This window comes from Streptomyces sp. 8N114 (genome assembly GCF_052245835.1).
Taxonomy (GTDB): Bacteria; Actinomycetota; Actinomycetes; order Streptomycetales; family Streptomycetaceae; genus Streptomyces.
This window is the reverse complement of sequence record NZ_JBQQBT010000001.1, coordinates 730,690-743,649: the sequence shown is the minus strand read 5'-3', so window position 1 is coordinate 743,649 and position 12,960 is coordinate 730,690. Positions and strand designations below refer to the sequence as shown.

The following is a 12,960-nucleotide window of genomic DNA, read 5'->3' as shown; positions in this document are numbered from 1 at the left end:
GCTTGTCGGCCCTCATGGCTGCGGGGTTGAGGCCCGGGGTGGGGCGGGTAGTGGTTTCGCTGGCCCGGGATACGGGGACGGTGAACGGTTCACGGGGTGGGGGGCCATGGCTAGGGTGGTAGGCCGGTGGCGGGCTCCGGGGGAGGCGGATGTGTCTACGGCGTTAGCGGTCACCAGCCCCGACCACCTGCTGGCTCCGCCCGACCGGCACACTCCGCAGGCCCATGTGCTCTCCCCGCCCAAGGAGCAGCCGCTGGCGGCGGCGCTGGCCGAGACGCAGTCCCTGCTCGAACAGCACGGCTACCTCGTCACCGTCTACCCGGCCACCCTTCCCACCGCCTTCCGGCACCGGCTGCACACCGTGCGCTCGCTGCTGGAGAGCAGGCGGATCGCGCTGCTCCCGGTGGAGCTGCCCCCGCTGGCGACCGGCGTGCTCGTACGGCAGTTGCGGCAGCTGTCGCTGTGCGACTTCACACCCGGAGTGCTGGGCGCGGCGGCGCGGCTGCTGACCCACTACTTGTACGCGGGCGCCGTGCTCGGCTCGGTCGCCAAGCTGGACCGGGTGCCCGTCGCCGTCACCTCGCACGCCCGCTCCTGGCTGCCCGGCACCCAGTTCGCGGTCCTCGCGGCGCCCACTCCCGGGCTGGTCCGGCTGGGGACACCCGACGCGGAAGAGGGGCTCACCGGACCGCAGTTCGCCACCCGGCTGACCGTCGCCCCAGGTCAGCTCTCCTCCGACTGGGCCATGCGTACCCTCCCGGCCCGCTGGCGGGTCGCCCAGGTGCAGGAGGCCCGGCTGCCGCGGGACTCGCCGGCCTGGTGGGGGACGGCCCGGATGACGGAGTTCGTGGCGGCGATCCCCGACGTCTCGGTCCTTTACCAGCTGGTCGCCTCGGTGCGGCGGGACGAGTGCCACGGGTGCGGCCTCGAACTGATCGGTGACCGCTGCGCGTTCTGCGCCACGCCGCTGCCGTCGGCGCCGCCCGCACCGTCCACGCCACCGGCGCCACTTGCCGCCTCCGCGCCACCTGCCCCCTCCGCGCCACCCGCCCCCTCCATGCCACCCGCGCCGGAGGCGCCACCCGCGCCACCAGCGTCGCCCGCCGTGTCCGAGCCCGTCGTCGCCGACCCCCGAGGTATCCGTCAATGAACTCTCGCCAGCGCCGCGGCGTTCTTCTGCTGGTGCTCTCGGTCCTGTGCGCCCTCGCCGCGTTCGCCGGAGTGCTGGCCGTCGTCAGGAACGTGGAGTCGAAGGTGGGCGACGAGACGACGGCCTACAAGCTGAAGGAGGACGTGCCCGCCTACCGGGCGTTGACCGGCGCGCAGTTCACCAAGGTGTCCATGCCGAAGCGGTGGCTGCCCAAGACGGCCGTTACCGATCTGAGCGACATCCACCGCAAGATCGCCGTCAACCCGCTGAAGAAGGGCTCGCTGCTCCAGTCCGACATGATGGCCAAGCGGCCCGAGCTCGCGGCGGGCGAGCAGGAGATCGCCATCATGATCGACGCGGAGACCGGTGTCGCCGGGAAGATCAATCCCGGCAACCGCGTCAACATCTACGCCACCTTCGAGGGCGGACAGCGCCCCGGCGCCAAGGGCGACGACAGCGGAACCAAGGCGCCGTCCGAGTCCCGCGTCATCGTCAGCCGCGCCAAGGTGATCGACGTAGGCGAGCTCACCCCGCTCGAGGACGACGGCGACCGCGACGAGCGCACCCGGCAGCGCGAACGCGACGGAGTGCCCATCACCTTCGCGCTGACCACCAAGGACGCCCAGCGCGTCGCCTACGCGGAATCGTTCGCCGAGCACGTCCGGCTCGCGCTGGTCGCACCGGGCGACGACGCGGAGGTCCCCGAGGAGGACCGCATCTACACGCTCCCCGGAGACAAGTGAGGCCCCGATGGTGATCCGCATCCAGTCGGCCGTCAGCGACCCGGACGCCGCCCGTCACCTCGTCACCCTGCTCAGCCAGCTCCCCGACGCCGAGCCGGTGCCGCCTGCCGTCGACTCCACCCAGCTGCTGGACTCCCTCGACCGGCAGGCGGGCGAGGCACCCGCCGAGCTGCCCGAGGTGGTCCTCGTCCATGAACTGATCGGCCCGGTGTCCGCGCTGGAGCTGATCAGCCAGATCGCCCTCCGGTTCCCCGCCGTCGGCGTCGTCCTCGCCACCCAGGACACCAGCCCCGCGCTGTACGCGGCGGCCATGGACGCCGGAGCGCGCGGTGTCGCCGGGCTGCCGCTCGCCTACGACGAGTTGGCGGCCCGGGTCGGCGCCGCCGCGAGCTGGGCCGCCGGGGTCCGCCGCCACCTGGGCGGGTACGAGGGCCGGGGGTACGGGAGCGAGCCGTACGGTCCCGGTGGGCAGGGCGCCGGTGGCACCCTCGTCACCGTCGCGGGTGCCAAGGGCGGTGTCGGCACGACCCTGGCCGCCGTCCAGCTCGCCCTGGCCGCGCGTGCCTCCGGCCGCAGCACGGTGCTGGTGGACCTGGATCTGCAGGCCGGCGATGTCGCCTCTTATCTGGATGTGCGCTTCCGCAGGTCCGTCGTCGACCTCGCCGGCATCAAGGACCTGACGCCGCGTGTCCTCCAGGACGCCGTCTATCTGCATGAGACCGGCCTCGCCCTGCTGCTGGCGCCGGAGGAGGGCGAGCGGGGCGAGGACGTGGACGAACGGGCCGCCCGGCAGCTGGTGGCCGCGCTGCGCTCGCACTACGAGATCGTCGTGCTCGACTGCGGCACCCAGATGCACGCGGGCAATGCGGCGGCCATCGAGGCGGCCGACCTCGCGCTGCTGCTGACCACCCCCGATGTGATCGCCGTACGCGGTGCCAAGCGCATGGTGCGGCTGTGGGAACGGCTCCAGGTCCGCAAGGCGGAGGAGACCGTCACCGTCGTCAACCGGGCCTCCCGGCACACCGAGATCCAGCCGCAGCTCGTCGCCCGTATCACCGGCAGCCCGGCGGCGCGTACGACGGTGCCGGCGGGCTTCAAGGAGCTGCAGTCCGCGCTGGACGCCGGACGGATGCAGGACCTGGACCCCAAGGGCAGCGTCCGGCAGGCGCTGTGGGGACTCGCGGGCGAACTGGGGCTGGCCGGCGCACCGGACGGGGAGCAGCCTCGCGGGCTCGGCGCGCGGCGCCGGGGGAGCGGGCGACAGCAGGGGAGCGGCGGCGGTTCCGGCGCGGGCGGTACCGCCGGGCACAGACCCTCGCTGGCCCCGCAGTCGCAGCACGCCCTGCCGCCCGGCTCAGCGCCCGCCACCCGGCCCGACCCCGACCCCGGACCCGGCCCCAATCCCAATCCAAACCCCAGCCTCCGGCCCGGCCCGGCGCCCGGCGCCTCCCGCCTCGGCTCCGACCGGGGCTCGCTGACCGTGGAGTTCGCCGGGATGGCGCCGATCGTGCTGGTCACGCTGGTGCTGCTGTGGCAGTGCGTGCTGCTCGGCTACACCTTCTCCCTCGCGGGCAACTCCGCCGACGAGGCCGCCCGCGCCGCCACCGCTGCCGCCACCTACGGGGACCCGCAGGGCGCGTGCGAGGCCGCAGCGCGTGAGCACCTGCCCCCGAAGTGGCGCAATGACGCCTCGGTCAGCTGCACCCGCGGCGGCACCGTCTGGAAGGCGAACGTCGACCTGCGGACGCCCTTGCTGTTCCCCGGCGCCGCCGGGCTGCCGTTCACGGTCGGCGGCGAGGCGGGCGCGGCGGAGGAGGGATGAGGGGGCATGGCTGTTTCTCCGTATGGGCGCGAGGGCGAGCGCGACCGCGGTTCCAGCGCGCTGGAGTTCGCCGGGATGCTGCCGCTGCTGCTGCTCGTCGCGATGGCGGCCATCCAGCTCGGCATCGTCGGCTACGCGGTGCAGCAGGCGGGCACCGGCGCGCGGGCCGCTGCGCGGGTGGCCTCCCAGGAGGAGATCGCGGACCAGTACGCGGCGAGCGGACGCGCCGCCATGTCCGACTGGACGGCGCGGCGCAGCCGTTTCGCGCTCGGAGGCGGCGGCGACGAGGTGAAGGTCACCACGAGCGTGACCATCCCCTCCCTCATCCCCGGCATGGACAGCCTCGGCACCGCGTCCCGCTCCGCGACCATGCCCAGCGACGGTGCCGAACGAGGGGGAGACGAATGAGCGAGGTCGGTCCATGAGTCTGCGCTCCCGTATCACCACGCACGAGAGCAGCCCCGCGCGCAGCGGTGGCCAGTCCCCCGGGTCCCCCGTCGACAGCACCGGGCACCTGGTCTCCGCGTACCGCACCAAACTGCTGGAGGAGATCGACCTCGCCGAGATGTCGGCGCTCAGCCCCGCCGAGCGCCGCGCCCGCCTCGAACGCGTACTCGGCCACATCATCAGCCGTGAGGGCCCGGTGCTGGCGACCGGGGACCGGACGCTGCTGATCCGCCGGGTGGTGGACGAGGCCCTCGGGCTCGGGGTGCTCGAACCGCTCCTGGAGGACGGCTCGATCACCGAGATCATGGTCAACGGGCCGGACAACATCTTCGTCGAGCGCGGCGGGCGCGTCGAACAGGTGCCGGTCCGCTTCGCCTCCGAAGAGCAGCTGATGCAGACGATCGAGCGCATCGTCTCCACCGTGAACCGCCGGGTGGACGAGTCCAACCCGATGGTGGACGCGCGGCTGCCGTCCGGTGAGCGGGTCAACGTCATCATCCCGCCGCTCTCGCTGACCGGCGCCACCCTCACCATCCGCCGCTTTCCCCGCGCCTACACCCTCGGTGAGTTGATCCACCTCGGGACGCTGGACGAGCACATGCTCTCGCTGCTCTCCGGGTTCGTCCGGGCCCGCTTCAACCTGATCGTCTCCGGCGGTACGGGCAGCGGCAAGACGACCCTCCTCAACGCGCAGTCGGCGCTCATCCCCGAGCACGAGCGCATCATCACCGTCGAGGACGCCGCAGAACTCCAGCTCCAGCAGCAGCACGTCATCCGGCTGGAGACCCGGCCGCCCAACGTCGAGGGCAGGGGCCAGGTGACCGTACGCGACCTCGTCCGCAACTCCCTGCGGATGCGGCCCGACCGCATCATCGTCGGCGAGGTGCGCGGGGGCGAGACGCTCGACATGCTGCAGGCCATGTCCACCGGGCACGACGGCTCGCTGGCCACCGTGCACGCCAACAGTGCCGAGGACGCCCTGATGCGGCTCCAGACCCTCGCCTCCATGTCGGAGGTCGACGTTCCGTTCGAGGCCCTCCAGGATCAGATCAACTCCGCCGTCGACGTGATCATCCAGCTCGCGCGGCTGGCGGACGGCTCCCGCAAGATCGCGGAGATCGCCCTGCTGGCCTCACACGGCCGCGAGACCTTCCAGATTGCGACGGTCTCCCGGTTCGCGGCCCGGCCCATGGGCCCCGACGGGCGGGTGCACGGCACGTTCGAACACCTGCCGCTGCCGCGCCGCGTCGCCGACCGGTTCCATCTGGCGGGCGAACCGGTGCCCGCCGCCTTCGGCGTGGCCCGCTCCGACGATCAACTCGCCACCCGGGAGGCGGTGTGAGAACCCGGACCATGCAGCATTCCGTGACCGTGGCGCTGGACTCCACGGCCGCGGCCCAGTTCGCGCTCGGTGCCACCTTGGCCGCCTGCGCCCTGGGCATCGCGGGAGTGCTCCTCTTCGCCTCCGGGCGCGCCCGCCGCCAGGTCCTCCTCGAACGGCTCAGCGGGCTCGAAGGCCCCGCTCTCGCCCTCCCGCCCGGCAGCGGTGGCAGACGGCGCCGCTTCGCGGGAGTGGACCGGCGGGTACGCGCCACCGGGCCCGGCCGCCGCCTCCAGGGGAAGCTGGCCCTCACCGGACTCGACCTCACGCCCGGCGAATACGTGGTCTACCTGGCGGGCCTGGTGGCGGTGCTGTGGATGCTGGCCTCGTCCGTCCTTGCTCCCTTCTTCGGGCCGATCGCCGGACTCGTTGGCGTACTGGCCGCCAACGCCTTCCTCAACCACCAGCGGCAGCGCCGCACCGAGCAGTTCATCAACCAGCTCCCCGAACTCGCCCGCATCCTCGCCAACGCCACCTCCGCGGGGCTGGCACTGCGTACGGCGCTGGGTATGGCCGCCGAAGAGCTGGAGGCCCCCGCGGGGGACGAACTGCGACTGGTCACCGACCAGCTCGCCGTCGGCCGCTCCATCGACGACGCGCTGAACGAGCTCGCCGAGCGGCTGCCATCGCGCGAACTCGTCGTCCTGGTCACCACGCTGGTCCTCGCCAACCGCGCGGGCGGCACCATCGTCGCCTCCCTGCGCAACCTCACCACCACGCTGGAGGAGCGCAAGGAGACCCGGCGCGAAGTACGCACCATGCTCGCCGAGGTCAACGCGACGGCCTTCACCATCCCGCTGCTCGGCCTCGGCGCCATGCTGATGATGAACTCGATGATGCCGGGCGCCCTCGCCCGGGTGACCGGCAGTCCGGTCGGCCAGGTCGCGATGGTCGTCGCCGTCGGGCTGTTCGCCGCCGGGTTCCTGGTCATCCGCCGCCTCGGCCGGATCGAGGTGTGAGGCCGTGATCGCTCTCGGACTGGCCACGCTCTTGGCCCTCGCCGTCTACGGTGCCTTCGCGGGCATCCGGATGTACCGCGCCGAGACCAAACTGCCGCCCGATCTGGCCGTCGCCCTGGAGGTCGGCGCCACCCGCACCACCAAGGGCGAGGCCGCCGTCGACCGGCTCGGTATGCGGCTGGCGCCGCTGGTGCTGCGGCTGATGGGCCCCAAGCAGGTCGCCGCCAAACGCCGCAGGATCGACCAGGCCGGCAACCCCGGCGGCCTCACCCTGGAGCGGTACGCGGCGCGCCGTGCCGTCTACGGCGCCTTCGGCATCGTCATGGCGCTGGTGGGACTGTCGGCCGGCAGCCTCTTCTTCACCGCGCTCGTGCTGGCCTTCGGCTGGTTCGCGGCCGATCTCGCCATCCGGCAGGCGATCAAGGACCGCCGCCGCGTCATCGAGCGCACTCTGCCCGACTTTCTCGACGTCCTCGCCGTCGTCGTCTCCGCGGGACTCGGCTTCCGGCAGGCGCTGGAACGGGTCGCCGACCGCTACCAGGGCCCCTGGGCCGACGAACTGCGCATCACCCTGCGTCAGATGGACATGGGCGTCAGCCGCCGCCAAGCCTTCGACGAGCTGCGCAGACGCAACGCCAGCGACCAGGTGGACCAGTTCGTCACAGCGCTACAGCAGGGCGAGGAACTCGGCGCCCCGATCGCCGAGACGCTGATCCAGATCGCCACCGACATGCGCCGCACCGACGCGCAGAACGCGCGCCGCAAGGCGGCCAAGACCGTCCCCAAAGCCACCATGACCACCATCGCCTTCCTGCTCCCGGGCACCCTCATCCTCATCGTCGCCACCTTCATCCTCGGCTCCGACACCGACTTCGGCGCGGTGCTGGGTGGCTGAACAGGCAGGCAGTTCGCCAACCATCATGCGTTCCCCTCACCCATCGCCCTCCGCGAGGAGTTATGGCACAGTCTGCATTCGGGTAACGACTGTTAGCTACACCGCGGAGTGGCAACGGGAGGGGGCGCGCGCGACGTGACGTTACAAACCCGCGGAGGCCCCCGAGGGGGCGGCTCCGAGTCAGCCAGCAACGGAGGAGAACCCGATGTCGAACGCCACCCGCGGGCGTATCCACACCCGCCTGGACCTCATGCGGGGGCGCCCCGGAGACCGCGGCGCCAACTCGATCGAATACGCCGGCATCGTCATCCTCGTCGCGGGCATCATCCTGGCGATCCGGGCACTGGGTCTCGATGCGATGATCTCCGGCGCGATCGCCAACGCGGTGAGCGCCGTACTGGGTGGCTGACCGCTCGCCGTATGACCGGTGACAGCGGTCAGACGGTCCTGCTGTACGGCGCGGTGATCGCCGGACTGCTCTTCCTCGCCTTCGCCTTCTTCGCCGTGGCCCAAGCCGGAACGGTGCGTAACGGCGGTCAGACGGCAGCTGACGCGGCGGCGCTCGGAGCCGCCGAGGACGACCGGCAACAGCTCTTCGACGGCTTCCTGGACGCGCTCGACGACGAGGACGGCTGGCGGGACTGGCTGGACGCGGTCGCCCCGCTGACCGGTGACGGCTGTGATGCGGCCGCGCGCTTCGCAGACCGCAACCGCTCCGACCTGCGGGCCTGCGACCTGGTCACGCGCGACGGCGACGACGGTTACAGCGTCAGCATCGAGACGCGGTTCGACACGGGCAACACGATCATCCCCGGCACGGACAACAAGACGGCCAAGGCCACCGCCACCGCGGTGCTCAGACCGCGCTGCGAGGCCGACGACACCGGCGACGGTGAGGGCACCAGCGACAGCGGTGACCCCGGGGAGAGCGACGACACCGGTGACACCGGCGGCAGTGGTGACGACCCCCACCCCGACCCTGGCGCCGACGCCGCCGAGGAGATCCAACTTCTCTGTGACGGTGAAGAGTTGACGATCGACCCCGAGGACGAAGGCGACAACCTGAAACCGTCAGATCTCTTCTCAGTGGTGCTGGTCGAATGACGAGCGAACGACGAACGAGAGTCGAGTACTCCATGAATCTTCGGCGTGTCCTGCGGGATCGCAGGGGTGTGACCGCGGTGGTCCTCGCGACGGGACTGGTCCTGACGGCCGCAGGCTGCGGCGGGGGCGACGGTGGCGACGACGCGAAGGAGCCCCGGCCCTCCCAGAAGGCGAACAGCATCGGGGGCGGCAGCAGCGGCGGGCAGTCCGACGGATCCGCCGACGGCGAGCCGTTGGCCGAGGTCCGGGGTGGCGAGGAGATCACCCTCACCGTCAACTCGGCCCGCCGCGAGTCGGGCGGCTTCGTGACGCTCACCGGAAAGGTGACCAACGGGAGCGGCAAGGTCTGGGTGGCGCCGGGCTGGGAGGGCAACGAGTCAGAAGTCGCCCTGCGCAACAAGCTGTCGGTCGCCGGTGCCAAACTCGTCGACAAGAAGGGCAAGAAGCGCTATCTCGTCCTCAGGGACACCGAGGGCAAGTGTCTGTGCACCTCGTTCGGCCAGCCGATCCAGGCCGGGAAGTCGAAGACGTGGTTCGCGCAGTTCCCCGCGCCTCCGAAGGGCAACGACAAGGTCGACTTCCAGATCGCGGACATGCCTCCTGCCAGTGTGACGATCAGTGGAGGGGAGTGAGGGATGGGTGTCACCCAGCGGCACTTGACGAAGGCCGTGGCTTGTTCGTCCTTCTCCGCCGCGCTCGTACTCGGTATCACCGCGTCGGCCGCGCGGGCAGAAGACCCCCGCCCAGGGCCCACCCCCTCCATCCCCGACATCGCCACCCAGTACCCCACCGACGACCCCACCAGCATCCCCACCGGGCACGCTCCCTCGCTGCCCGGGGAGAAGGGGCCGGGGGATCCGGGGTTCAGTGAGCCGCCGGACAACATCGGGGACTCGGAGACGCCGGTGGAGGTGGAGCCGAAGGCGGACGGGCTGCGGCTCGCCGCCGGGGCGAAGCTGGCGGAGCCCAAGGTGCTGGACATCAAGTTCGTGACCGAGGACCTGGGCGGCGAGGAGCGCCGCGAGGACAGCACGGCGAAGACGAAGTTCACGCTCCAGGCCGAGGTGCTGTTCACCAAGAACAGCTCCAAGCTCAACAGCGGGGCGAAGGCGCGGATCAAGACCATCGCGGACGAGATCGAGAAGCAGCAGAGCACCGAGGTCAACGTCTTCGGCTTCACCGACGACCTCGGCTCCTACGAGCACGGCAAGACGCTCTCCAAGAAGCGCGCCACAGCCGTCCAGACGGAGCTGTCCCAGCAGTTGGGCTCCGAGGTCAGCTTCAATGTGCGGGGCTACAGCGAGGATTACCCGGTCGCCGACAACAGGACTGAGCAGGGCCGCACGAAGAACCGCCGCGTCGAGGTGTCCTTCCCGAAGAAGGACTGACCGCTTGCGGGCCGGTTTCCCGCGCCGGATCATGAGCTGGGCGGTGCGATGGGTCGAGGGGGCGGTACAAGCGTGGGCAGTACGGCGACGGAAGCGGAGTCGGCATCCGGCGAGCCGACGACGGACGGCAACGGCCCGAACGGCGTCCCGCGCCGCGAGGAGGGCTCCCGCCTGAGGGCCTGGACCGCCGGCCGGACGGCGGGACTCGCACAGGCGCTCGGCGCCGCGGTGCTGCTGATCACCGAGTTCGTACGGCAGGACGTCGCAGCCCTCGGCGCGAAGGTGCCCAAGGGCGCCCGGCTGCCCGACTACGCCGCCGACTTCCCGCACCTCATGGACACTCTGGACGGCCAGTGGTGGTTCCGGGCGGCCGAAGCGGTACGGGACGCCATCAGCTTCGGGGAGCCCCGCGCCGCGCTGTGGGCGGCCGTCTGTGCCGCGCTTGTCGTACGCCTCAACCCGGACGGGCCGCCCCGCACCCAGTGCTTCCTCTCCCTCGTGGGCGCCTGCTACTGCGTCGTCGCGGCGCTGTCCGCGATCCCCTTCCTGGCCCTGGCGGGGCCGGCCCTGCCCGGCGCGCTGCTCGTCGGCGTACTGGCGGTCGTGCTGGCGACGGCAGCGCCGGGCGCCTGGCGCCGGATCACGGGGTGACGGAGGCAACCAGGGCGGCGCGTCACTCGCTCGCCTCGGCCGTGCACAGGGTGCGACTGCCCCCGTCCACCTTCCACGTCCAGTAGCGGGAGTGCTCGCCCGCGTCGCCCTCCCGGCAGGGGGTGGGCTCGTCGTGGACGCCGGTGATCCTCAGCAGCCGGTCGTACCGCCCCTCGCCCGAGGGCGGCTCGGTCGAGCACGCCGGCGCCGACATCAGCGCGGCGCGCATACCGCCGCCGCTCGACTCGGCCAGCAGGCACTGGTCGGTGCGGAACTGGCGGGTGACGCACAGCGTCGTGTCGCCGTTCGCCCAGCTGGCACGCCCATTGCCGGTGGGGCACGCCCGCCCCGTCTCGCCGCCGGGACCTGTACGGCGTACGGCGGTCACCCGGGTGTAGGCACGGTCGTCGTCGCAGGGGACCCGGGTGGCCTTGGTGGGCGCCGGGCGGCTCCAGCCCGAGCCGTTGCCGTGCACGGTCAGGCACTGCCCGGCGCGTACCGAACGGAAAGCGCCCGCAAGGGAGTCGGAGCCGGGGCCCGTCACGGGCCCAGAGCCGTCCGGCGTGGGCGTGCTGGTGGGCGGGCTCGGCAGCGCGCCGCTGGGGCCCGGGTCGGGGAGCGAGGGCACCGGTGAGGCGGAGGGGCCGTCGCCGGGGCGGCGGGTCGGGTAGGCCGGGACGCTGCTGGTGCCGGGCGAGGGCCGGGCGGCCTCGGCGCCGTCCGACACGTCCGCGTATCCGGGAGTGCCGACGACCTTGGGAAGGATCAGCGTCGCGAACAGCGCCCCGGCGACCAACAGTCGCCGCCGACCGCGCCGGGCGCGCGCCTCGGGGGTGTCCACGGGGCTCACGTCCGGGATCTCGTCGTGCTCGGCCGCCGCCGGGTGCTCGCGCTCCGTCCGCCGCCACAGTCCCCGCATCCGCACCGCACGCTCCGTCTCCCCATGGGTCCGCGCCCCCCGCGCGTACCGCTCACGCGTACATGCTTGCGGATCAACAGGCCGGTGGCGAGACCCCGTTCAGGAGTGCGGCGGGACAGCGGAGAGAAACCGGCGCAGCCGGGGGATCAAAGAAGGGAGGGAGAGGAGAGGGAAGAGATGGTCAAGGCGGCGGCCCTCACGCCGCCTTGACCATCTCGGCACGAACGGCGCGCTGCCACTGCCCGCGCAGCCGGTCCAGCTCGGCGAGAGCTTCCTTCGACCAGAGGGTGCGGCCCGCGACGAACTCCCTGATCGCGTCATTGGCCGCGGTGACGGAGAGCTCCGGCGAGGGCACGCGGCCCGCGCCGGTCTCCCGGGACCTTCCGGGCTCTCCGGGCCCGGTGGAAGTCGATGTCATACGGACTACAGTACGGCCCGCCACTGACAGGGGCAGTTGCATAACGAGGCGCCCAAGGCGGCTGGTTGGCGCTGCGCCGCAGGTGTCGGCGCTGTCCAGCTCCGAGATGCTCCGGCCGGGTGTGAGATGAATCGCTCCCGATCCCGTCCGTACGGGGGAGTAAGGAGCCGTCCCGTAAGCCCGACGTAAGCTCGCGGTGTGCCGCTGTTGGAGTGGATAGCGATCGTGGCCGCCGCCGCTTACGGTGCCGCGGCGGGCTCCCTTCTGCCACGCGCCGTGTACCGCCTTTCGGTGGAACCCGGGGAGCCGTGGCGGGGCAGCTGCCCGCGCGGACATGCGCTGGGCGGGGGAGTGCGCGGCGTAGTCGGTCCCGCCACATGTGATGCGTGCGCCGGGAGCCAGGAGCTCCACGGGGCGTACGGGCGCGGACGGGGCGCCCTCGCCGTGCTCGGCGCACTGGTCTGCGCCGGACTGACGGCGGCCGTCGGATTCCGTCCCGAACTGGCGGTGTGGCTGCTGGTGGCGCCCGTCGCCCTGCTGCTGGCGACGGTCGACCTCGCGGTGATGCGACTGCCGGACATGCTCACCCTCCCCCTCGCGGGCGGCACCGCGGCCCTGCTCGGGCTCGCCGCCCTGCTGCCCGGCGCCGGCGGCAGCTGGCTCCGGGCGCTGCTGGGCGGCCTGGTGCTGGCCGGGGCGTTCTTCGTGCTGTTCGTGATCAGCCCGCGTGCCGTCGCCTTCGGCGACGTCAAGCTCGCGCTGTCGGTCGGGGTAGCCCTTGGGTGGTACGGGTGGGGGGTGCTGTTCGCCGGAGCCTTCCTCGGCTTTCTGTCGGCAGCCGGCTATGGCTTCACGCTGATGGCGACCGGGCGGGCCCGCCGCAACAGCGCCATGGCCTTCGGCCCCTTCATGGTGCTCGGGGCGATGGCGGGTGTCGCACTGGGCGGGCTGGCGGTCTGAATCTCTCGGATCCGCTTGTACAACACGGTCGTTGGTGTGCGGAACATCCTCCCTGAGGGGCTATTGTGGGAACCCCCCCTCGGGCCGGTCCGTATCCCCCCACGGACCGGCCCGCTTTATGCC

The 12,960-nt window shown here is 72.1% G+C and carries 15 protein-coding genes; 13 read left to right on the top strand and 2 right to left on the bottom strand.

What is annotated here, in order from left to right; translation table 11 throughout:
- Positions 1-151 precede the first annotated feature (151 nt).
- From ACTWQF_RS03340 to ACTWQF_RS03285, 12 genes are all read left to right on the top strand, one after another.
- Entirely contained in the window at positions 152-1,150 is a 999-nt protein-coding gene (locus ACTWQF_RS03340) for a hypothetical protein (RefSeq protein ID WP_443276878.1), read from the top strand.
- A complete protein-coding gene (gene cpaB, locus ACTWQF_RS03335; RefSeq protein WP_443276876.1) occupies positions 1,147-1,893 on the top strand; it encodes a Flp pilus assembly protein CpaB in 747 nt (248 codons plus the stop codon). Before ACTWQF_RS03340 ends, cpaB begins: the two co-directional genes overlap by 4 nt.
- Before the next feature lie 7 nt (positions 1,894-1,900).
- Positions 1,901-3,715 (top strand): AAA family ATPase, encoded by a 1,815-nt coding sequence (locus ACTWQF_RS03330; RefSeq protein ID WP_443276874.1) that lies wholly within the window; start codon positions 1,901-1,903, stop codon positions 3,713-3,715.
- A gap of 6 nt (positions 3,716-3,721) precedes the next feature.
- Positions 3,722-4,123, top strand: coding sequence for a TadE family protein (locus ACTWQF_RS03325; protein ID WP_443276872.1), 402 nt, complete (start codon positions 3,722-3,724; stop codon positions 4,121-4,123).
- Between the two features lie 13 nt (positions 4,124-4,136).
- Positions 4,137-5,504: a CpaF family protein gene (locus tag ACTWQF_RS03320; RefSeq protein WP_443276870.1), complete on the top strand. Its 1,368-nt coding sequence runs from the start codon at positions 4,137-4,139 to the stop codon at positions 5,502-5,504.
- A gap of 11 nt (positions 5,505-5,515) precedes the next feature.
- On the top strand, positions 5,516-6,502 hold the full coding sequence (locus ACTWQF_RS03315; RefSeq protein ID WP_443276868.1) for a type II secretion system F family protein: 987 nt from the start codon (positions 5,516-5,518) through the stop codon (positions 6,500-6,502).
- Positions 6,503-6,506: 4 nt separating this feature from the next.
- Positions 6,507-7,397 (top strand): DUF5936 domain-containing protein, encoded by an 891-nt coding sequence (locus ACTWQF_RS03310; protein WP_443276866.1) that lies wholly within the window; start codon positions 6,507-6,509, stop codon positions 7,395-7,397.
- A 205-nt stretch (positions 7,398-7,602) separates the two neighbouring features.
- Positions 7,603-7,806, top strand: coding sequence for a hypothetical protein (locus tag ACTWQF_RS03305; protein ID WP_443276865.1), 204 nt, complete (start codon positions 7,603-7,605; stop codon positions 7,804-7,806).
- Positions 7,807-7,817: 11 nt separating this feature from the next.
- A complete protein-coding gene (locus tag ACTWQF_RS03300; protein WP_443276863.1) occupies positions 7,818-8,501 on the top strand; it encodes a hypothetical protein in 684 nt (227 codons plus the stop codon).
- Between the two features lie 32 nt (positions 8,502-8,533).
- Complete coding sequence (locus ACTWQF_RS03295; RefSeq protein WP_443276861.1) at positions 8,534-9,133, top strand: hypothetical protein; 600 nt, start codon at positions 8,534-8,536, stop codon at positions 9,131-9,133.
- Between the two features lie 3 nt (positions 9,134-9,136).
- Positions 9,137-9,889 (top strand): OmpA family protein, encoded by a 753-nt coding sequence (locus tag ACTWQF_RS03290; RefSeq protein WP_443276859.1) that lies wholly within the window; start codon positions 9,137-9,139, stop codon positions 9,887-9,889.
- A 72-nt stretch (positions 9,890-9,961) separates the two neighbouring features.
- Positions 9,962-10,540: a hypothetical protein gene (locus tag ACTWQF_RS03285; RefSeq protein WP_443276857.1), complete on the top strand. Its 579-nt coding sequence runs from the start codon at positions 9,962-9,964 to the stop codon at positions 10,538-10,540.
- 22 nt (positions 10,541-10,562) lie between these two features.
- On the opposite strand, the gene ACTWQF_RS03280 is transcribed toward ACTWQF_RS03285, so the two are convergent.
- Positions 10,563-11,465: a hypothetical protein gene (locus ACTWQF_RS03280; RefSeq protein ID WP_443276856.1), complete on the bottom strand. Its 903-nt coding sequence runs from the start codon at positions 11,463-11,465 to the stop codon at positions 10,563-10,565.
- 190 nt (positions 11,466-11,655) lie between these two features.
- On the bottom strand, positions 11,656-11,877 hold the full coding sequence (locus ACTWQF_RS03275; protein ID WP_443276854.1) for a hypothetical protein: 222 nt from the start codon (positions 11,875-11,877) through the stop codon (positions 11,656-11,658).
- Positions 11,878-12,075: 198 nt separating this feature from the next.
- Between ACTWQF_RS03275 and ACTWQF_RS03270 the strand changes: the two genes are divergently transcribed.
- Positions 12,076-12,837, top strand: a complete 762-nt coding sequence (locus ACTWQF_RS03270; RefSeq protein WP_443276852.1) for a prepilin peptidase — start codon at positions 12,076-12,078, stop codon at positions 12,835-12,837.
- The last annotated feature ends 123 nt before the right edge of the window (positions 12,838-12,960 follow it).